Genomic DNA, 20,490 nt, shown 5'->3' with positions numbered 1-20,490 from the left:
AAATTTTAATAAGATGTACTGGACATTAGAATTAGCTTCATACCTGGAGGACGCTCCATGGCCAGCTACTAAAGACGAACTTATCGACTACGCCATTCGTTCCGGTGCACCGATCGAAGTAATCGAGAACCTTCAGGAGCTGGAGGATGAAGGGGAAATTTATGAGGGGATTGAAGATATTTGGTCTGATTATCCGTCGCAGGATGACTTCTTCTTTAATGAGGATGAATATTAGCCAGTATCGCTGACCGCACTCCCGTTCAACTATGACAAATAATTACTAAGCCGCTCCTGATAAGGAAGCGGCTTTTATTTTTGGTATTCAGAGATCCGGCGATGTGGCAGAAATGATTGTTTCTGCTACATCGCCGGGCTCCATAAATAACTGGTTTATTTTTCCATCTGGTCGATCACCGGTTTGGAAACGCCAGTAAAGGAGAAACCTCCGTCGTGGAACAGGTTCTGCATAGTCACCATTTTGGTGAGGTCAGAGAACATGGCTACGGCGTAGCTAGCGCATTCGTCTGCAGTGGCATTACCCAGCGGGCTCATTTTCTCTGCATAGGACATAAAGCCATCGAAACCTTTCACGCCGCCACCTGCGGTTGTTTTAACCGGTGACTGGGAGATGGTGTTCACACGTACTTTTTTGTGGGTACCATAGTGGTAACCGAAGCTGCGTGCAATTGATTCCAGCAGGGCTTTTGCGTCGGCCATTTCACCATAATCGGGGAATACACGCTGAGACGCGATATAAGACAATGCGATAACAGATGCCCATTCGTTCAGTGCATCCAGCTTGTAGGCTGTTTGCAGCACGCGGTGCAAAGACATCGCAGAGATATCAAATGTTTTGTGATTAAAATCGTAATCCAGGTCGGTATAGCTTCTGCCTTTACGGATGTTCATACCCATTGCTACGGAGTGGAGAACGAAGTCGATCTTACCACCAAAGTGCTCCATGGATTTGTTGAACAGGTTGGCCAGATCATCCATATTGGTAACATCAGCCGGAATAACAGGTGCCTTACAGGTTTCCGCGAGTTTGTTGATCTCACCCATACGCAGGGCAATAGGGGCATTGGTAAGCACAATTTCAGCGCCTTCTTCCACGCAACGCAGTGCAGTTCTCCAGGCAATAGACTTGTCGTCCAATGCGCCAAAGATGATACCTTTCTTCCCTTTTAATAAGTTATGAGCCATTTGGTCAAAAATTAATTTCGGCAAAAATAGTCGTTATAGTTGAAAAAAAAAGCTGTTAGCTGTCAGCGAACAGCATTTAGACGGCTAGCCTTTAACTAAATGCAGCCTGCTAAAGGCTAACAGCTATTATGAGATAGCAGTTTATTAATGTACGGCCAGCATTTCGCGGGCGTTCTCCAGCGCAGCGGCAGTAGGCCGTTCTCCGCTCAGCATCTGGGCAATTTTATTCACCCGCTCGTCCGGCGACAGTAAACGTACGCTGGTAGTTACTTTATCCGCTTTAGCGTCTTTATATACAAAGTAATGTGCATCTGCTTTCCCGGCTATCTGCGGCTGATGAGTAATACAGATGATCTGGTGTGATTTGGCCAGATCTTTCAGAATAACCCCCACCTGGCGGGCAGCTTCTCCTGAAATACCGGTATCTATTTCATCAAAGATCAGGGTAGGCAGCGCTACCGACTGGGCTACCAGCGACTTGATGCATAACATGATGCGGCTCAATTCCCCACCGGACGCCACTTTGCCCACTGGTGCAAACTGGTTGCTCTTATTGGCGTCAAACAGGAATTCGATGGTATCCTGTCCGTATGAATTGAGTTCTCCGGGTATGATGTCTACTTTCAGGCGGGCGTTAGGCATGCCTACCTGCGCCAGTAAAGTGTTTACGTGTTTTTCAAAAGGACCGGCCTGCTCCTTGCGATGCCCCGTGATGACAGCGGCCGCTTGCTGCAGGCTTTCTTTCAGCCGGGTTTGTTCCTGCTCCAGTGATGCCAGCTGTTCGTCCAGGTTTAGTACATCCTCAACTTTCTGTGTCAGCACTTCTTTGATGGCCAGCAGTTCGGCAGTAGTGTGCACCCCGTGTTTCTTGAACAAACGGTAGCCCAGCGCCATTCTTTCATTCACCAGTTCTATCCGTTGCGCATCATATTGTACATGGTCGTTGATGCTTTCCACTTCACCGGCAATATCCTGCAGTTCGAGATAGGTGGATAACAGCCGTTCAGCTACCGCGGGCATGTCTTTATGGAAGGCAGATAAGGCCTGCAGCGATGACTGCAGCTGTTTCAGCTGTTGAAGAATGGGTTGTTCATCCTCCTTTAGCTGGAAATAAACCCGGTTCAGGGTGTTCTTTATTTCTTCTGCGTGACTCAATGTTTGCAGTTCTGCTTCCAGTTCTTCTATTTCGTTGGTGTTGAAGCCTGCTTCTGCCAGTTCATCAAGCAGGAAGCGGTTATAGTCCAGCTCTTTGTTGGCATTGTCGCGGTTATCCAGCAGCTGTTTGTATTTCTTCTGTACCTGTGTGTACTGAACAAATCCCTGGTGGTACTGTTGCAGTTCCGTTGGTTTGTTTACCAGGGCATCGATCACTTCCCGCTGGAAATCGGCGTTACCGAGCGCCAGTGTATCAAATTGTTGATGGAGGTCTACCAGGTATCCGCTGAGTTCTGCGAGCTGGGAGATGTTCACCGGCGTATCATTTACAAACGCCCTTGATTTACCAGCAGCACTCACTTCTCTTCTTATGATCAGCTGATCTTCCAGATCCAGCTCGTGTTGCTGGAAGAAGGCCGCCACCTGTGATTTCTTTACTTTAAAGAGCCCTTCTATGATGCATTTGCCGGTTTTATCGAACAATACTCCCGGGTCTGCTCTTTCTCCGAGTATCAGGGAAAGGGCTCCGAGGAGGATAGATTTACCTGCACCGGTTTCTCCGGTGATCACATTCAGGTTCCCTGAGAAGTCTACTTCCAGGTGATCGATAATTGCGTAGTTCTTGATGGTTAGTCGCTGTAACATAAGTAAGGAAATTCCTTTATGATGTTGAAAGCTCAGGTTCCGTTCACCCGCTGCATGCCTGCTTTGGCGCGCTGGTCAAGGGAATTCTTATAATCGTGGCCTTTCATGTTCAGACAACGCTGATAACATTCTATGGCTTTGGCTTTTTCGTTTCTCTTTTCATAAATGTAACCCATTTGGAGGGAAGCCCGTGCCGCATAATATTCCGGCCTGTTGGTGCCCACTTTCACGGTTACCTCGTACATGGCAATGGCCTGATCATCCTGCCCGCTTTCATCATATATGCGGCCCAAACGGTAAGCATATTCCAGCTTATCTTCCATTGCGGGGAATTCAGCTGCTTTTTTGGTAAGCAGCAATGCCAGCGCTTTGTTGAAATATCCGCCATCGCTCAGTAAACGTACGCGTAACAGGAATGGGTTGGGCCATTTACCGGTTTTGGCTTCTTTCAGTGCCTGTTTATCGGCGTCCGTTTCCAGTCCCCCTTTTGTGAGGATCAGGGCGCGGTATTTATCTGCCGCAGCCTGGTTTCCTTCCAGGTAATAATACCAGCTGAGTCGCTGCAAACACTCTTTCACATAAAACTTGCCTTTAAAATTAGTGACAAACCGCTCCAGGTAAATATGTGCATCCGGATCCAGCCGCGTTAATTTCAGTAATCCCATTACATAATTGTAATACTGCATGTCCGCATACTCCGCTGTATCATTCCGTTCCTGCAACACTTTTATGCCGGTAGCTGCCCTTTGGTTGTTTAAAGAAAGGTTCGCCACCATTAAAGCAAACAGGTAGTTATTTTTAGTATCCAGTTGTTTTTTTTGTAAGAATTCCCACGTTTCTTCCGGTTTATTCACAATAAACAACATCAGGTAGCAATAATAGTAGTAAGATTCTTCCCGGAACATTCTGGCTTCCGGCGCATTGCTCTCAATGAACTTGTTCACATTCGCCATCCCTTCTTTCATACTGCCCTTAAGGCCAAGGATATTGGTGATCCACTTATAGCCTTCCGGAATAGTACCGAATACAGTTTGCATGGCGCCCAGCAGCAGGTTGTTAGGAACAAAGCCAGGAAACCGTTGCTGGTTTTCTTTCAGCATGATATATGCTTTCCGGATCTCCCAGGTAGCATCCCATTTTTCATCAAACTTTATTTTGATCAGGGCCCACTGGAATTTGATGGCCGCCTGTGTATACAGGTAATAAGGCGAGTCCGGGGAACCTTCTGCCATTTTATTCAGCCGGAAGGAACGCAGGCTCCTTTTCTTTGAATACTCTGCAGGGTCTTCATTAAAGAAGAGTGGGAAAAAATCTGCATAGTTATCCAGGAAATAGGGCGCCAGATTATCCGGATGCTCTTTTTTTTCTGCTTCCAGCAAAGCCTTACCGGTGCTTAACCTCAGCTGCATAATGGCATCATATGCCTGCTCGCAGCGGGTGTTAAAATCAAAAACTTTCTGCCTGGCGCTCACGTTAAATCCTACACTCAACAATAACAACAAAGAAAAAATAATACGCATACGGGGAAAAATTCCAAAATTAAAGGCCAAATCTCTCATAACATCTTCCAAATCCCAAATAACACTTCACATTTTTTAAAGTTGCATTGTTTTAGCTAAATCCCTGCCACAAAATAAAAGAACTACTACGCAAGGTACCTGCGCAACGGCAATGTTCACAAAGCTAATATAATTAGTAAAACAAAACTAAATAAATTAGTATATTTTTTTATGCACATACACCAATAGAAAAAGGACATCCGGAGATGTCCTTTTAAATACTTATTGCTGAGGAACTATATTTTAGATAGTCACAGTTGCTTCGAGGTCGTTATCTACCAGGATACGTCCGCAGTGCTCACAAACGATGATCTTTTTGTGCTGACGGATTTCTGCCTGACGCTGAGGAGGGATCGCATTAAAGCAACCACCGCAGGAATCACGCTCTACCGTTACTACAGCCAAACCGTTGCGGTAGTTCTTACGGATTTTTTCGTAAGCCTGCAGTAAGCGGGGATCTACCTTGGTTTTAGCGTCTTCACTTTCTTTGCGGAATGCTCTCTCTTCTTTATCTGTTTCGCCGATGATCTTTTCCAGTTCGCCTTTCTTGTGCTTCAGGTTCGCTTCTTTATCTGCTACCGCTTTCTTGGCTACTTCCAGTACGCGGCTTTTTTCCTTGATCTCTTCGTTAGCGTCCTTGATATGCTTTTCAGCCAGCTTGATTTCCAGCGCCTGCATCTCCATTTCCTTGGTGATGGCTTCAAACTCACGGTTATTCTTCACATTATCCTGCTGCTTCTCGTACTTCTTGATCAGCGCTTCCGCTTCTTTGATGGCGTTTTTCTTGCTGGCAACAAAGTCTTGTATACCTTTCATTTCATTCTCAATGTGAGACTGACGTGTGTTCAGGCCTTCGATCTCGTCTTCCAGGTCTTTTACCTCCATCGGCAACTCCCCTTTCAACACCTGGATCCCATCCAGCTTGGAATCGATCTTTTGCAATCTGAGTACAGACGCTAATTTTTCTTCAACGGAGTATTCTTTTACGGTTGCCATGTATTATAAATAATTTACCGGGTTTGTTTTAATCGTAGATTTAAGAGGCGCAAAATTACGGAATTTTTCGGTCAATATATGATAAAATAATTCCACTGTGAACTGCTCACTCTCAAAATGTCCAATATCTGCTATAATTAATTGATTGTCAGCGTCAAAAAATTCATGATACTTAAAATCTGCCGAAATGTAGGCATCTGCCCCGGCCGATATCGCCTGTTTCAACAGGAAACTGCCCGCTCCACCACACAACGCCACTTTTTTTACGGGACGCCCTCTCAAAGGGGTGTATTTCACACAACCAGTCCGGAACTGCTCCTTTACAAACTGTAAAAATTCCAGCTCTTCCATCGCCTCCGGCAAAGTACCTATCAATCCCGAACCTACCTGCTGATAGGCATTTTCCAGGCTTACTATGTCATAAGCCACCTCTTCATACGGATGGCTGCCCAACAGCGCCTGTAAAATTTTTCCTTCCAAATATACCGGAAAAATTACTTCCAACTTTATTTCGGCTTCAAAATGTCGTTTTCCGGGCGTACCTACATAAGGATCAGTGCCTTCCGCCCCTTTAAACGTGCCCTCCCCCGTGCCGTTGAAGCTGCATTCACTGTAATTGCCAATATGGCCGGCGCCCGCTTCAAACAAAGCAGCCCTTACCGTTTCCACATCTGCCGAAGGCACAAATGTGAATAACTTTTTTAGTAATCCCCGCTTCGGCTGCAATACCCTTGTTTGCTCCAGCCCCAGTTTAGCCGCCATTTGCGCGCAGACTCCGTTCCGTACATTATCCAGGTTGGTATGCGCTGCATACACGGCAATATCATGTTTAATGGCTTTAATAGCCACCCGCTCTACATAATTATTCCCATTAATCTTCTTCAATCCCCCGAAAACAATGGGGTGGTGGGCAATCACCAGGTTACATCCGGTTGCAATGGCTTCGTCAATAACCGCTTCGGTGGCGTCCAGGGTAAGCAGGGCATTGGTCACCTCCACATCCGCCCGCCCGAAAATAAGCCCGGCATTGTCGTAGCTCTCCTGGTACTGCAAAGGCGCAAACTGTTCGATGGCCTGTATGATCTCTTTTATCTTCATATCTGCAAAAATTAATGGTTCATTCCCGGCATCTGCTAAATTTGCAAAAAAATATCTTTTATGCCCGGAAGCAAATCTACAGCAGAACAGTATGCGGATTACAAAATAAAAATGCAAAAAATTGCGGACGTAAGAAATGCCCTGGCGGTACTCGGATGGGACCAGGAAACCTATCTTCCGGAAAAAGGCGCGGGATTCCGTGGTCAGCAAATCACCACCCTCAGCTCTATTGCCCATGAACTATTCACCGCCCCGGAACTGGAAGCCATCCTCCAGGCCCTGAAAGGGAATACCACACTGGATCCTGTAGAACAGAAAAATATCATTCTTTCCACCGAGGACTTTGAAAAGAATAAAAAATACCCGGCAGCCTTTGTGGCAGAAATGTCGACAGTGACCAACGAAAGCTATCACGCGTGGATAAAAGCCCGCAAAGCCAACGACTATTCCATTTTCGCCCCGGCGCTCGCCCGGATGGTTGAACTGAAAAAACAGGAAACGGATATCCTCGGCTATGAGGGACATCCCTACAACGCCTTGCTGAATGAATATGAAAAAGGCGCCCATACCGGTATGCTGGATAACATTTTCAATGAAGTGAAAACCGCCCTTTCACCACTGCTCAGCCAAATAGAACAACAACCCGCTATCAATAAGGATTTCCTGCACCTGCATTATAACCGCGATGTACAATGGAAATTTGGTCTCGCCCTGCTGGAAGGTATGGGATATGACCTGAAAGCAGGCCGGCAGGACGTTTCAGAGCATCCTTTCACCACCAGCTTCAGTCCACTTGATGTAAGGGTAACCACCCGCATCGATGAAAATGATTTTGGTAACATGACCTGGAGCTGTATCCACGAAGGTGGCCATGCCCTTTACGAACAAGGGCTTCCTACCGAACAATACGGCCTTCCCTGCGGAGAAGCCACCAGCCTGGGTATACATGAATCCCAGTCGCGCCTCTGGGAAAACAACGTGGGCCGCAGCCTTCTTTTCTGGCAATATCACTATCCCCGCCTACAGCAACTCTTCCCCGAAAACCTCGGAAACGTGCCGCTGGATGCGTTCTATAAAGCCATTAATAAAGTGCAGCCTTCCCTCATCCGCACGGAAGCAGATGAGCTCACCTATCATTTCCATATCATGATCCGGTATGAAATTGAAAAAGGACTGATCGATGGCAGCATTGATGTAAAAGATCTGAAACATACCTGGAATGAATACTACCGTCAATACCTGCACGTAACAGTACCCGACGATATTCATGGCGTATTGCAGGACATCCACTGGTCGCACGGCAGCTTCGGCTACTTCCCCACCTATTCACTCGGCAGTTTTTACGCCGCCCAGTTTTTTGCTGCCGCACAAAAACAAGTGCCTGGTTTGGATGCACGTATTGCCGGCGGTGATTACCAGCCGTTACTGGAATGGCTGCGCAGCAACGTTCATCCGTTTGGAAAGTTTTATACCTCAAATGAATTGTGTGAGAAAGTAACCGGGAAACAACTGGTGTTTGGTGAGTTCCTGGCATATGCGAAAGCGAAATATGCGGGGATATACGGTTTCTAAAATAAAAAGTCCGGAACGATCTGTGAAAGATGGTTCCGGACTTTCCCGTTATTTGTAGTATACTTCAATTACAACCCCGCCAGCTTCTCCAGCTCTGCCAATTCCATCACACCCTGCTTCCGCGCTATTTCTTTACCATCTTTATATAAAATAAAAGTAGGCAGCTTAGTTGCGTCAACAGATTTCATTACGTCCAGGTCGTTACCACCATCCACCAATACCTTCTTTACCTGCGGATGTTTTTGGAAGAATTTTTCCAGCACCGGCTCCATCTGTTTACAGGGAGGACACCACGCAGCGCCAACATCTGTAAGTACCATTCCTTTTGCGTGAACGGCGCTGTTATAATCCGCTACAGTAAGCTGCGGCTTCTTTTCAGCAACGCCCTCCAATTGTTTGCCTGCCCGCTTCCACGCATTGATGCCACCATCCAGCTCCACTACCTCCGTAAAACCATGCTCTCTCATCCATTTGGCAGCGGCGGTGCTACGGCCCCCACTCAGGCAATAAATATAAACCGTCTTTTTCTTGTCCAGGTACTGCACCCGGTCCATGAATTCTTCTTTTTTTGTATAATCGGCCTGTAAGGCATGTGGCAAATGCCCGGTACTGAATTCCCCGGCGGTGCGCACATCAAACACCTGTACATCCGGTTGTTGAATATCCTTGTCAAATTCCGCGGCATCCACTTCCTGCCGCTCCTGTGCCGTTGCGGTAATGCCTGTGAGCATCAATATGATGGCTAAGAAAACTCGTCCCATATCTTTTTTATTTTCGGCATAAAATTAATAAACAACTCCGCACCTTGCCTGGCCGGATGAGAATTATAACAAGGCTGTAACGTTTTAATATCAAATAAGTGAGAAAACAGCTTGGTGTATTCCGCTGCTGTACCACCGAAGGGTGGCCCGTCCTGCGTAAAATGACGGTTAAATAACACCCCTGCCAGGTGCCCGCCAGGTTTGATCAGCGAATACATGTGGTCCACGTAATCCATCCGGAGGAAAGGCGGCAACGCGCAGAAAAATGTTTGCTCCAATACCAGGTCGTAACTGCCTTTATGCGCAAAAAAATCTTCTTCCAGCACTTTCACACGGGTACGGGCAAACGTTTTTTTCAGTTGTTGCACCAACGCCGGTGCAATATCCAGCACCGTTACATCACTGAAAGCCTGGCCTGCCAGGTAAGCAGCCTCGTAACTGTTGCCTCCACCGGGAATGAGTATACGAATATCCCGGTCCACCAACTGGTCGATATACTCTTTCAGGGGTGGCGACACCGCTCCCATATCCCAGCCCGTATCTCCTTTAAGATAGCGGTCATTCCAATACTGACTATCCATATCCGGCATTGCTTTTTATGCTAAGTTACGGCCATTCAGCCACATACATAAATGCATCGCTTTTCCAAACATTATTACTATTTTTATGCTTTGAATATACCTGTGAAAAGGCCCTAACGCCAACCTATGCCATGAAAAGCCTACACAATTATTTGTGGATTGTCACAAAACATATTTTGCTTTGTCTGCTGCCGGTAATGGCCCTGACCATTGCTGCCCGCGCGCAGTCAGTTGCCATCAATGCAGATAAATTAGCAGGCTGCCCGCCTTTCCTGGTGAATTTTACCGCCACATTGGATGCAGGCTACCAACAGATAGAATGGGATTTCGGACTTGGCGCCAATGTGACCAACGACGTGGCCCCCTCCAAAACATTCCAGGACCCCGGCATTTATCATGTTAAACTAACGGCTACCTACGGCGCCAATACCATCGTCAAACAGCTTGACATCCAGGTATATAACAAACCTGTTGTCAACTTCACCATCCCCAACACCACCGGATGTGCGCCCTTCATGGCTACTTTCAGGGACCAGTCTGCCCCAGGAGACGGCAGCATTGCAGATATTACCTGGGACTTCGGCGACGGCGGAGGCGCCACCGGCGCAAATGTTACGCACACCTATACGCAGGCAGGCACTTATAATGTACTCAGCGCTGTAACTAACAGCCACGGATGTACGGCGTTTAAAGGACCCGAACCAGTGAAAATACAAAGTGCGCCTACGCCGGCTTTCTCGGCCGACAAAACACAAAGCTGCACCACACCATTCGCCGTAAATTTCTTTAACAATACGGTGAATAACTCGCCCGATCCGGTGACCTATACCTGGGATTACGGCGATGGCACTACCGGCACCGCCAACCAGCATACCTATACCTGGGAAGGCCGTTTCACCGTAAAGCTCACCGCCACTACCTCCGGCGGATGCTCCACTCCACTTACCAAAACAGCGTATATCGTCATTGAAAAAGTGAAACCGGCGTTTACTTTTTCAGCACCCTGTGCTGATCAACCGGTTAACTTCACCAATACCACACAACCTGTTCCGGACCAGGTGACCTGGGCATTCCCGGATGGCACTACTCAAACCACTGCAAACGCGGTGAAACAATTTACAACACCAGGCGATTATGTCGTAAAAATGCAGGCCACCCTCGGTACCTGCATGGAAGAGATCCAGCAAACTATTCACGTAAATCCCTCTCCACAAATTAACCCGGTAGCTACGCCACTCAGCGCATGCAATACGCCTTTTACCACGCAGTTCAACGCGCAATCCACCAACGCCACTGCATGGAACTGGAACTTTGGAGACGGCACTACTGCTACGCTTGAAAACCCTTCACATACCTACACACGCGAAGGATCTTTCACGGTAAGCCTCACCGCTACCAATGCTTTGGGCTGCAGTAAAACAGTCACCAATCCTGGTTATATCAACGTTGCCAAACCCAACCTGAGTATTTATCGCAGCGTAACGGAAGGATGTATCCCTTTACCAGCTGACTTCTACGTAGAACTGGATGTTACCGATCCCATTGTCAGTTATCAATGGAACTTCGGCGATGGCAACACTTCTACCGATGCAAGGCCCCACCATATTTTCAGCACACAGGGAACTTTCAATGTTACTATTACGGTAACCACCGCAGGCGGATGTACTGCCAGCGGCACTACCATTATTATGGCAGGAACAAGACCTGTAGTGGATTTTGTTGCCACGCCCCTGAAATCATGCGCTAAAGACCCGGTACAGTTTACCAACCTGTCTGTTCCCCGTGGTACTTCCTGGATCTGGACATTTGTACAGGATAACAGCACCAGTACGGAAGAAAACCCCAACCACACCTTCAACGAAATCGGCAGTCATGATATCATCCTCACAGTAAACAATAACGGCTGTATTGAGCAGCTAATAAAACGGAATTATATCCAGATCATTCCACCCATTGCACGGTTTGAAACTGCGCCGGATTGCGTGGACCCTTATCACCGTAAATTCACGGACAATTCCACCTTCGGACCTATTCCCACCGCGGTAAAATCCTGGCTCTGGGAATTTGGTGAAAACGGCGCCACATCCACCGATCAGTACCCGGACTTCCGGTACCAGACAACAGGTCTGAAACAGGTACGGCTTACCATCGACAACGGTATCTGTACCTCTACCACTACGCAATCGGTGAACATCATTGATGAAAAACCCGTTATTACTGCTGATAAGCCCAGGATATGCAGAGGAGAAAGCATCCACATTTCATTAGGGCCGCTGAATAATGCCAATATCAACGAATATAACTGGGATTGGGGCGACGGCAGTGCCATACAAAATATACCGGCTTACAATTTTAATCCTGCCAATGGTATCACACATACCTATAACAAAACAGGCACCTTTACCATTAAGCTAACCATTACAGATAAAAACAGCTGTACCCGCGAAGCTGCACCCATTAGCATTGACGTAAACGGGGCTACACCTGATTTTGATTATACCGGCAAAAGATGTAAAGATGAGATTTTCAGCTTCACGGATAAGTCTACTGTAAACAGCGGCAACAGCATACTCAACTGGGAATGGGATTTCGGGGATCAGAGCAGTAAAGAGAATTATACTACGCAACCCATTGACATAAAACATACCTATACTAACGCGAACGATTATACGGTATCATTAACCGTCACCGATAAGTTTAGTTGTGTAGTGAAAATCCAGAAAGTAATTCGTTTCGACCGGGTGAAGGCCGACTTTATGGTACCATCCAATATCGCTTGCCTGGATAAGTCGTTTACATTTGTGGATCAGTCGCAGGGCACTATCCAGAGCTACGCATGGGATTTCGGCGATAACACCACCGGCACGGGAAACAGGCCTGCAAAGGTTTACAGCGCCCCTGGCCAATATAATGTAACGCTCAAAGTAACCACTCCCGCGGGTTGTACAGATGAAATCACCAAAACAAATGTTATTCGTGTGCCTGATCCGAAAGCATCATTCACGATCCCGGATAACCTGGACCTGTGCCCGCCGGTGAAAGTTTTATTTACCAATACGTCCTCTGATTTTGTAAGCTCCAGCTGGAATTTTGGCGATAACGGCACTTCCGCCAAAAATGATCCGGATGTGCATATATACGCACGGGCACGCACCTACGACGTAGTGCTCACTGTATATTCAGCAGGAGGTTGCTCCAGCACGGCCACGCTTCCTATTACTATCAAAGGACCGGATGGCACCATGAAAACCACGCCTACACAGGGTTGTGTGCCGCTGGCAATCAGTATCAGCGCTACCTCTGTTAAAACCGACAGCTATATGTGGGATTTCGACGATGGTACCGTACTTACTTCTACCACACCGGTATCCCCGGCCCACACTTATACCAAGGCAGGCATATATTATCCGCGTGTATCTTTACTGGACAATCAGGGTTGCGTGGTAAAAGCGGCTGGCAACGATAAGATTATTGTAGATCAAACAATAGCCGATTTTGCTACCAATGATTTCCAGGTATGTGGCGGCGGTGAAGTAACTTTTACCAACAAAAGTAAAACGTTAACCAAAGACTCACTGGCACTTGATTTCACCAATGCCTGGGACTTTGGCGTACCGGGCAATCCGGGCAATAGTGCTACCACTGTGAACGGCTTGTTTAATTATCCGCAGCCCGGAACTACTCATGTTAAACTGGTAGTAACCAGCGCCTATGGTTGTATAGATGAGAAGATCCTGCCGGTGGTAATTCCGCCGCAACCGGTGGCCGTCATCGCTCCTGTTTTACCACTTTGTGTGTCTGGAAAAGTGCAGCTATCCGGCAGCGACAGTAAAAACATACCAGGCACCAAATGGCACTGGCAGATAGGGACCGGGCAAACATACGACGTACCTGTACCGCCGGAAATACTTTTAAACAGCACCGGCACCATACCGGTGGTATTAACGATCACCAACAGTGATGGTTCCTGTCCTTCAGAAACCACTGCGCAGATGATCGTACATCCTTCACCGGTATTAAATCCTTCTCCGGTTACCGCCACTATCTGCCGTGGTGCGGCATTACAGTTACAGGCGAATACCACCGCAAACGTAGCAGTGAACTGGACTGATTACAACATCTCCGACCTAACCAGTGTATCGCCACAGGCAACGCCGGACATTGATACCGTATACCGGGTTACCGCCACTAACGAATACGGCTGCACGAATACCGGCGAAATAGCCGTTACCGTTACGCAGCCGTTCAAAATTTATGCGCAGGATGCCGAAATATGTGCGGGCGAAAGCGTGAAGATGAATGCAGGCGGTGCCTTACGCTACCAGTGGGTTCCCGCCAGGGGATTGAATCGCACGGATATTGCCGACCCCGTTGCCAGTCCGGATGGTAATATCACCTACCAGGTAGTGGGTTATAATAACAGTACTTGCTTTACAGATACTGCGTTAGCCAAAGTTTACGTACGTGCGGTACCGGTAGTGAATGCCGGCCCGGATATGGTGATAGCTACCGGCTCTGTTATTCCATTACCGGTAACAGGCAGCGGGGATATTATTAAAACCGAATGGACGCCGGTAACAGGTTTGAGCTGCTACGACTGCCTGACGCCTACAGCCACGCCAACAGACGATATTACTTACCATGTAAAGGTAACCAACCAGTTTGGCTGTGTAAGTACCGACGATGTAGCGATCAAGCTGGTGTGCGATGAAGGTAATGTGTTCATCCCCAACACGTTTTCCCCCAATGGCGATGGACAGAATGATGTTTTTTATGTGCGGGGCCGCGGTATGCAATCCATCCGCATTTTCAGGATCTTCAATCGCTGGGGACAACTGGTATTTGAACGTACCGGGGTGAATACCAATGATCCATCCTCGGGATGGGATGGCCGTTACAAAGGCGCCATCCTGAACCCGGATGTATTTGTATACTATGTGGAAGTAGTGTGTGATAAGGGCGCTGTAAACCTGTTGAAAGGGAATATTACCCTTATCAGGTAGGGACGCCCCGAACGGAATTTTTGATACGGATGTTGTTGATTTGCAGCCACTCTGCTGTATTTCCATCTTTCCTTTATCAAAATTTCCGAAAATCAAAAAGTTTATATATGTAATTTTTATTAATTTGTGTAGACATTTAGTCAATGGAAAACCTGTGTACCCTATGAAATACCGACAGGCAAAGTGTTTTTGGACATTGCTGCTCCTTATATCCCTTTTGCAGGCAAACTGCTTACTGGCACAGAAGGCGGACTTTACCTATACCGCTTCGCCAGGCAACCTGTGTACACCCGTAACACTTACATTGAGAAATACCAGCACCGGCACTCCGCTTACCTATAACTGGGATTTCGGGGATGGCAGAACTTCACATGAGGAGCATCCGCAGGTAACCTATACCGTTGGCGGACCTGTAAAAATTACCCTGGAAGCAGTATATAAAGTAAGCGGCGGAACAACTACCAGTACTTATTGGCGTAGCCTGGTAGTAGGTGCTACCCCACAGGTAATTTTTTCGGCAGATGTAACAAAAAGCTGCAAAGTATTCACCGCTAATTTCACGGATGCCACCACAGGCGCGGCCAGTCGTACGTGGGATTTCGGCGACGGTACTGCACCGGTTACCACCAGTAATGCCTATATACCACATCAATACACCCGCGCGGGGAAATTTGATGTAACCCTTACCGTTACTAACACCAACGGCTGTACGGCCACCTTAAAGAAAGATGCCTATATCGATATCTCCCTGCCCGAGATTACAATGGCTACGCCACTATCAGGCTGTGTGCCTTATACCGCTGCGTTCACGGCTACTTCTGCCAACGATATCAATGATCCGGTGGTATCCTGGGCCTGGAATTTCGGGGATGGCAACACCCAATCCACCACCAACGGAAATGCAAATCACATCTATACGCAAACCGGAACTTATAATGTAGGCGTTACCGTTACTACCCAGGGGCAATGCGTTGTAGCTACAACGTTCGATAAGTTTGTGCATACCGGCAATCCCCCGTCCAATGTAAGCTTCACTATATCTCCGGCTAGTACCTGCACCGGCGATCCGGTACGACTGCTCGCTAACGCCAGCTTTGCGGACACCTACAGCTGGGATTTCGGAGATGGAAAAACGGCATCAGGCAGCAGTAACGATATCCGTCATTCCTTTAACGCCAATGGCACCCTCACCGTGCAAATGAAAGCAGGGAGTAATGGCTGCTTCACCGCTGCGCCACCGGCTAGGGTGAACGTAACCGGTCCGGTGTCACAATTCAGCGTAGTCCGCGATTGTACTGATAAAAGTAAATTCATCTTTACCAACAACTCCATTGGTACCAGCGCTAACTCCACCTACCAGTGGGATTTTGGAGATAACTCTCCCCTGGTAAACACCATGGACGCAGTACATAATTATACAACGCCCGGCAATTATACCGTTCGTCTTACTATCGGGGAAATAGGCAATAACTGCAACCATAGCAGCTTCCAGACAATCTACTATTTCCGGGCCGATTTTACTGCCGGCGTCAACTCCATCTGCCGCGGAAGCAAGGCTACCTATGGTGTGCTGAATGTACCACTGGGACTGGTTTCCAGCTACACCTGGCAATTTGGCGATGGCACCACTTTTACCACTACTGACCAAACCTATATAAAAACATGGGCGGCCGCCGGCACCTTCGATAACCAGCTGACCATTCGTTATAACGATCCCGCTTACTGCGACGACATTGTGTATAAACCGGATGATATTGACATCCTCGCACCGCAGGCCGACTTTACCACCGGCCCGGTTACCTGTGCAGGCCAGGCTGTAAGCTTTATCAATAACACCATTACTTCTCCCAATATCCCGATTGCCAACTGGTACTGGGATCTGGGCAATGGCCTTAGTTCCACTGCTCAAACACCGCCAGCCACTAAGTACAGCGCTTCCGGCGGACAGGCGGTGAAACTGGTGGTGACAGATGCCCGCAATTGCAAGGACTCTGTCAGCAAAACCATCAACATTCATCCCACCCCGGTATTGAAAGCATCGGCGCAACAACCAAAGATTTGCGAGGGCAACAGTGTTAACCTGAATGCCTTATCAGACGGCACGGTACAATGGCTCACCACCAACCAGCTCAGTTGTGTTTTCTGTATAGATCCGGTGGCATCGCCACTTACAAATACCCGTTACCGCGTACAGGCATCCAACGTATACGGATGTACGGTATATGATTCCACTGATGTAGTAGTGGTGCCGAAAGTAAATCTTACTGTAAGCAATGATACCATTGCCTGCTACGGCACTTCAGTACAACTGAAAGCTGCCGGCGCTACCATCTATAACTGGACGCCCGTTACCGGCCTCACCAACAACACTATCGCTAACCCGGTTACCACGCCTATAACAGACATCACTTACCAGGTAACCGGTACCAACGACGCCATTTGCCCCATGAGTGCACCGCTTTCTGTGAAAGTATCCGTAAAACCGGTACCACAGGTAGATGCCGGCAAGGACCAGACAGTGATGGTGGGAGATATTGTGCGGCTGATGGCCAGCGGAAGCCCTGACATTGTGAAGTGGAAATGGAGCCCGGATAATTACCTCGATAACACCAGTTCTCCTTATGTAACAGCTGCCGTACGTAAACCCATTACTTACAGCATTACCGGTACTAACCAGTATGGCTGTACGAAAAGCGATATCATGAACGTGGACCTCGTTTGTAATACCGACGTGGTATTTATTCCAAATACTTTCAGTCCCAATGGCGACGGGCAAAATGATATATTCTATCCACGCGGAAAGGGCATCAGCCTGATAAAGTCTTTCAGGATTTTCAACCGCTGGGGACAGGAAGTACATCATCGCGAAAGAATCAATATCGATGATATCAGCACCGGGTGGAACGGCTCCTTTAACGGCAAGCCCCAGCCTTCTGATGTGTATATCTACTTTATTGAGGCTTACTGTGATACCAACGAATTTTTCCAGATGAAAGGCAACGTAACATTACTCAGATAAATATTTTTAACCTGGCTAACATGAAAACCATATACCGCGTATTACTGGCGATAGTTTGCATCACGCATGCAGCACCGTTGTATGCCCAGGATATACATCTATCGCAGTTCTATGAAACGCCTATCCTCCGCAATCCCGCACTGATAGGCATTTTCAACGGCGATGTGCGCGTGCAGGCTGTATATCGCAACCAGTGGAACAGCGTTACCATTCCTTACCAGACCGGTACTGTGAGTGGTGAAATAAAGTTCCCTGTAGGTCGCAGCAACGACTATGTAACTACCGGTTTGCAGGTTACCTATGACCGTGCAGGCACTTCCAAACTGCAGTCCACGCAGATCTTCCCGGCTATCAACTATCATAAATCGCTTAATGAGGATAAGAGTAGTTTCCTTTCTGTAGGATTCATGGGCGGCTTTGTACAGCGGCAGTTCGATCCTACCAACATGACCTTTAACAACCAGTATACCAACGGCCGGTTTGATCCTGCTACCGCAACCGGGGAAGAAGGCAAACTGGCGCTGAAAGGCTACAGTTACCTGGATGCCGGTGTGGGCCTGAGTTACAACAGTGTGATCGGAGAAGATGTGAATTACTTTATCGGGGCCGGTTACTTTCATTTTAACCGCGCTAAAATATCCTTCTATAATGATCAGAATATTGAGTTGCAGCCGAAACTTACGTTTAACGCGGGTATTACGATCCCGGTAGATGAACGGGTAAAAGTAATTGCACATTACAACCAGTTGCACCAGGGCACTTACACAGAATATATTGGCGGTGCTTTAATCGGTTATGGTTTAATGGACCAGGGGCTGGAATCGACCCGGGCCATTTATGGCGGCCTCTTCCTGAGGTGGAATGACGCTATTATCCCAACCATCAAAATTGACATGGATAAATACGAGATCGGAATGAGTTATGACACCAATATTTCCAAACTGAGAACAGCCAGCCAGACATTTGGCGGCTTCGAAATTTCATTGGTTTTCAAGGGATTTCTTAACAGCCGGAATTCAACGCTGGAAAGCGTAAACTGTCCCAGATTTTAAACTATTATAAATCAATTAATTATGAAAATAAATTACCAAGCGTTAAAAATTACATAAAATATGCGGAAATGCTAACAAAATGGCCTGTGGTTTGTTATTTTTATGTAGAAACCTGGGCGCTCGAATGAGCTGAATTTGTCAAACAAAAATTAGGAAATATTTGAAAAAAACTTTATTTTTATAATACTATGTGGAAAACCTCTACCCTGATTCTCATAATGGTTTTCAGCCTTTTTACCAGCATAGGTAAGGCTCAAAGCGAAAAATCCCAACCTGCCACGGAAGGGGGTAGCAAAATCGTGAAGCTATATCCCAATCCCGCTACTACCGTCATAACATTTGAAGTTCAACAACATAATAACGATCGCCTATACGATCTTATTGTATATAATTTCCTCGGAAAAAAAATAGATCAGTTAAAAGGCATCAGTTCCAAGACAACGGTGAGCCTGGATAATTATTATAATGGTTTGTATATTTTCCAGTTAAGAGACCAGCGGGGCAACCTGGTGGAATCCGGGAAATTCAATGTAGTCAAATAGCTTAGAAATATCTGGCATCAAAATAAAAAAGGAAAAGTCACGATTTACATCGTGACTTTTCCTTTTTTATATCTTCTCTTATCAGGAAACTTCTACAATCAGGAATTTCAGGTAAGTAGTGTTCTCAATATTCCGCAGGATAGGATGATCCTGGGCTTGTGTCTGGAAAGTAACCTGGCGCAGTCTTTTCTTCGCATCTTTTGCGGCCGCATCTATGGTTTGCAGGAACAGGTCCGGCGATACCAGGTTGGTGCAGGAAGCTGTTACCAGGAAGCCTCCGGACTTCAGCAGTTTCATTCCACGAAGATTAATTTCCTTATACCCTGTTACTGCCTTCGAAATATTTTCGCGGCTTTTGGTAAAGGCCGGCGGATCCAGTATTACCACGTCGAACTTCTTCTCTTCCTTTGTCCATTGCTTCAGCTGATCAAACGCATTCACCGCCTGGAACCGGCAGATATCCTGCAGGTTATTCAGCTCGGCGTTTTTGCGGGCAGTAGCAACCGCTGTTTCGGAAATATCAAGTCCAAGTACGCTTTTGGCGCCGTAAAAACCAGCATGACAGGAGAAAGTACCAGTATAGCAAAAGGCTTCCATTACATCGGCGCCTTTTACAATATGCTTGATTTCGCGGCGGTTGTCTTGCTGATCCAGGAAATAGCCCGTTTTCTGACCGTTTACGATATCCACATGAAACCGCAAACCATTTTCATTGATGATCAGGTTGGTGTCGAAAGCCTCGCTGAGAAAGCCTTTCTGCTGGGTCATGCCTTCCAGTTCCCTTACAGGTACGTCATTTCTTTCGTAAATTCCTTTGGGTGAAAAAATGCGGTTGATAGCATCTACGATGGCATCTTTCCATTTCTCCATACCCAGCGCGAGGGTTTGTATCACGAAGTAATCGTTGAATTTATCGATTACCAGCGCCGGCAGGTCATCTGCTTCCCCGTACACGAGTCGGCAGTTTTCCACATAGCCCAGTTTCTGGCGGTATTCCCAGCACTTCAGCAGACGGCGGTAAAAGAATTCAGGGTTGATTTCTTCGTTCTTATCGCGGGTAAGGAGCCTTACAAGAATCTGGGATTGGGGATTGATATAACCACGACCCAGGAAAAAACCTTTATGCGTATATACATCTACGATATCACCGGCATTTACATCTCCTTTTATTTCGGCCACTTCATTGCCAAAAATCCAGGGATGCCCTTGTAACACCCTGTTCTGTATCTGTTTCTTTAAAAAAACTTTAGTCATTTATTGTATTTCGAGGGGCAAAGGTAGCTATTTAGCGGTTAGCCTTGGGG

At 47.1% G+C, this 20,490-nt stretch carries 14 protein-coding genes; 6 read left to right on the top strand and 8 right to left on the bottom strand.

Going from position 1 to position 20,490, the window contains the following annotated elements:
- Positions 1-13: 13 nt before the first annotated feature.
- Complete coding sequence (locus tag AB6805_RS10590) at positions 14-235, top strand: DUF2795 domain-containing protein (protein ID WP_012794455.1); 222 nt, start codon at positions 14-16, stop codon at positions 233-235.
- A 155-nt stretch (positions 236-390) separates the two neighbouring features.
- Here the strand turns inward: AB6805_RS10590 and AB6805_RS10585 are convergent, their stop codons facing one another.
- From AB6805_RS10585 to AB6805_RS10565, 5 genes are all read right to left on the bottom strand, one after another.
- Positions 391-1,203, bottom strand: coding sequence for an enoyl-ACP reductase (locus tag AB6805_RS10585; RefSeq protein ID WP_370909394.1), 813 nt, complete (start codon positions 1,201-1,203; stop codon positions 391-393).
- 144 nt (positions 1,204-1,347) lie between these two features.
- Positions 1,348-3,003, bottom strand: coding sequence for a DNA repair protein RecN (gene recN, locus AB6805_RS10580; protein ID WP_370909393.1), 1,656 nt, complete (start codon positions 3,001-3,003; stop codon positions 1,348-1,350).
- 32 nt (positions 3,004-3,035) lie between these two features.
- A complete protein-coding gene (locus tag AB6805_RS10575; RefSeq protein ID WP_370909392.1) occupies positions 3,036-4,523 on the bottom strand; it encodes a tetratricopeptide repeat protein in 1,488 nt (495 codons plus the stop codon).
- 282 nt (positions 4,524-4,805) lie between these two features.
- On the bottom strand, positions 4,806-5,558 hold the full coding sequence (locus tag AB6805_RS10570) for a zinc ribbon domain-containing protein (RefSeq protein WP_370909391.1): 753 nt from the start codon (positions 5,556-5,558) through the stop codon (positions 4,806-4,808).
- A 3-nt stretch (positions 5,559-5,561) separates the two neighbouring features.
- A complete protein-coding gene (locus AB6805_RS10565) occupies positions 5,562-6,656 on the bottom strand; it encodes a Nif3-like dinuclear metal center hexameric protein (protein WP_370909390.1) in 1,095 nt (364 codons plus the stop codon).
- Between the two features lie 60 nt (positions 6,657-6,716).
- On the opposite strand from AB6805_RS10565, the gene AB6805_RS10560 reads away from it, so the two are divergent.
- Positions 6,717-8,228, top strand: a complete 1,512-nt coding sequence (locus tag AB6805_RS10560) for a carboxypeptidase M32 (protein WP_370909389.1) — start codon at positions 6,717-6,719, stop codon at positions 8,226-8,228.
- 68 nt (positions 8,229-8,296) lie between these two features.
- On the opposite strand, the gene AB6805_RS10555 is transcribed toward AB6805_RS10560, so the two are convergent.
- A complete protein-coding gene (locus AB6805_RS10555) occupies positions 8,297-8,989 on the bottom strand; it encodes a rhodanese-like domain-containing protein (RefSeq protein ID WP_370909388.1) in 693 nt (230 codons plus the stop codon).
- Positions 8,971-9,570 carry a methyltransferase domain-containing protein gene (locus tag AB6805_RS10550; RefSeq protein ID WP_370909387.1) on the bottom strand — a complete coding sequence of 200 codons (600 nt, stop codon included), beginning with the start codon at positions 9,568-9,570 and terminating at the stop codon, positions 8,971-8,973. The genes AB6805_RS10555 and AB6805_RS10550 overlap by 19 nt, the downstream gene beginning before the upstream one ends.
- A gap of 131 nt (positions 9,571-9,701) precedes the next feature.
- On the opposite strand from AB6805_RS10550, the gene AB6805_RS10545 reads away from it, so the two are divergent.
- The 4 genes from AB6805_RS10545 to AB6805_RS10530 all read left to right on the top strand — a co-directional run bounded on the left by AB6805_RS10545 (position 9,702) and on the right by AB6805_RS10530 (position 19,186).
- Complete coding sequence (locus tag AB6805_RS10545) at positions 9,702-14,573, top strand: PKD domain-containing protein (RefSeq protein ID WP_370909386.1); 4,872 nt, start codon at positions 9,702-9,704, stop codon at positions 14,571-14,573.
- Positions 14,574-14,736: 163 nt separating this feature from the next.
- On the top strand, positions 14,737-17,592 hold the full coding sequence (locus AB6805_RS10540; protein WP_370909385.1) for a PKD domain-containing protein: 2,856 nt from the start codon (positions 14,737-14,739) through the stop codon (positions 17,590-17,592).
- Positions 17,593-17,612: 20 nt separating this feature from the next.
- A complete protein-coding gene (locus AB6805_RS10535) occupies positions 17,613-18,644 on the top strand; it encodes a PorP/SprF family type IX secretion system membrane protein (RefSeq protein WP_370909384.1) in 1,032 nt (343 codons plus the stop codon).
- A gap of 188 nt (positions 18,645-18,832) precedes the next feature.
- Complete coding sequence (locus AB6805_RS10530) at positions 18,833-19,186, top strand: T9SS type A sorting domain-containing protein (protein ID WP_370909383.1); 354 nt, start codon at positions 18,833-18,835, stop codon at positions 19,184-19,186.
- Positions 19,187-19,267: 81 nt separating this feature from the next.
- Here AB6805_RS10530 and AB6805_RS10525 read toward each other — a convergent pair whose 3' ends face one another.
- Positions 19,268-20,440 carry a class I SAM-dependent rRNA methyltransferase gene (locus AB6805_RS10525; protein ID WP_370909382.1) on the bottom strand — a complete coding sequence of 391 codons (1,173 nt, stop codon included), beginning with the start codon at positions 20,438-20,440 and terminating at the stop codon, positions 19,268-19,270.
- Positions 20,441-20,490: the final 50 nt, after the last annotated feature.

The sequence above is a fragment of the Chitinophaga sp. RCC_12 genome, from assembly GCF_041360695.1.
In the GTDB taxonomy this organism is placed as follows: domain Bacteria; phylum Bacteroidota; class Bacteroidia; order Chitinophagales; family Chitinophagaceae; genus Chitinophaga.
This window is presented reverse-complemented; position numbering and strand designations above follow the sequence as displayed.

Excerpts from the sequence above, each read along its gene's own strand:
- AB6805_RS10530 (WP_370909383.1), top strand. The coding sequence starts at position 18,833 with ATGTGGAAAACCTCTACCCTGATTCTCATAATGGTTTTCAGCCTTTTT.
- AB6805_RS10525 (WP_370909382.1), bottom strand. The coding sequence starts at position 20,440 with ATGACTAAAGTTTTTTTAAAGAAACAGATACAGAACAGGGTGTTACAA.
- AB6805_RS10545 (WP_370909386.1), top strand. The coding sequence starts at position 9,702 with ATGAAAAGCCTACACAATTATTTGTGGATTGTCACAAAACATATTTTG.
- AB6805_RS10585 (WP_370909394.1), bottom strand. The coding sequence starts at position 1,203 with ATGGCTCATAACTTATTAAAAGGGAAGAAAGGTATCATCTTTGGCGCA.
- AB6805_RS10535 (WP_370909384.1), top strand. The coding sequence starts at position 17,613 with ATGAAAACCATATACCGCGTATTACTGGCGATAGTTTGCATCACGCAT.
- AB6805_RS10575 (WP_370909392.1), bottom strand. The coding sequence starts at position 4,523 with ATGCGTATTATTTTTTCTTTGTTGTTATTGTTGAGTGTAGGATTTAAC.
- AB6805_RS10570 (WP_370909391.1), bottom strand. The coding sequence starts at position 5,558 with ATGGCAACCGTAAAAGAATACTCCGTTGAAGAAAAATTAGCGTCTGTA.
- AB6805_RS10540 (WP_370909385.1), top strand. The coding sequence starts at position 14,737 with ATGAAATACCGACAGGCAAAGTGTTTTTGGACATTGCTGCTCCTTATA.
- recN (WP_370909393.1), bottom strand. The coding sequence starts at position 3,003 with ATGTTACAGCGACTAACCATCAAGAACTACGCAATTATCGATCACCTG.
- AB6805_RS10590 (WP_012794455.1), top strand. The coding sequence starts at position 14 with ATGTACTGGACATTAGAATTAGCTTCATACCTGGAGGACGCTCCATGG.
- AB6805_RS10550 (WP_370909387.1), bottom strand. The coding sequence starts at position 9,570 with ATGGATAGTCAGTATTGGAATGACCGCTATCTTAAAGGAGATACGGGC.
- AB6805_RS10555 (WP_370909388.1), bottom strand. The coding sequence starts at position 8,989 with ATGGGACGAGTTTTCTTAGCCATCATATTGATGCTCACAGGCATTACC.
- AB6805_RS10560 (WP_370909389.1), top strand. The coding sequence starts at position 6,717 with ATGCCCGGAAGCAAATCTACAGCAGAACAGTATGCGGATTACAAAATA.
- AB6805_RS10565 (WP_370909390.1), bottom strand. The coding sequence starts at position 6,656 with ATGAAGATAAAAGAGATCATACAGGCCATCGAACAGTTTGCGCCTTTG.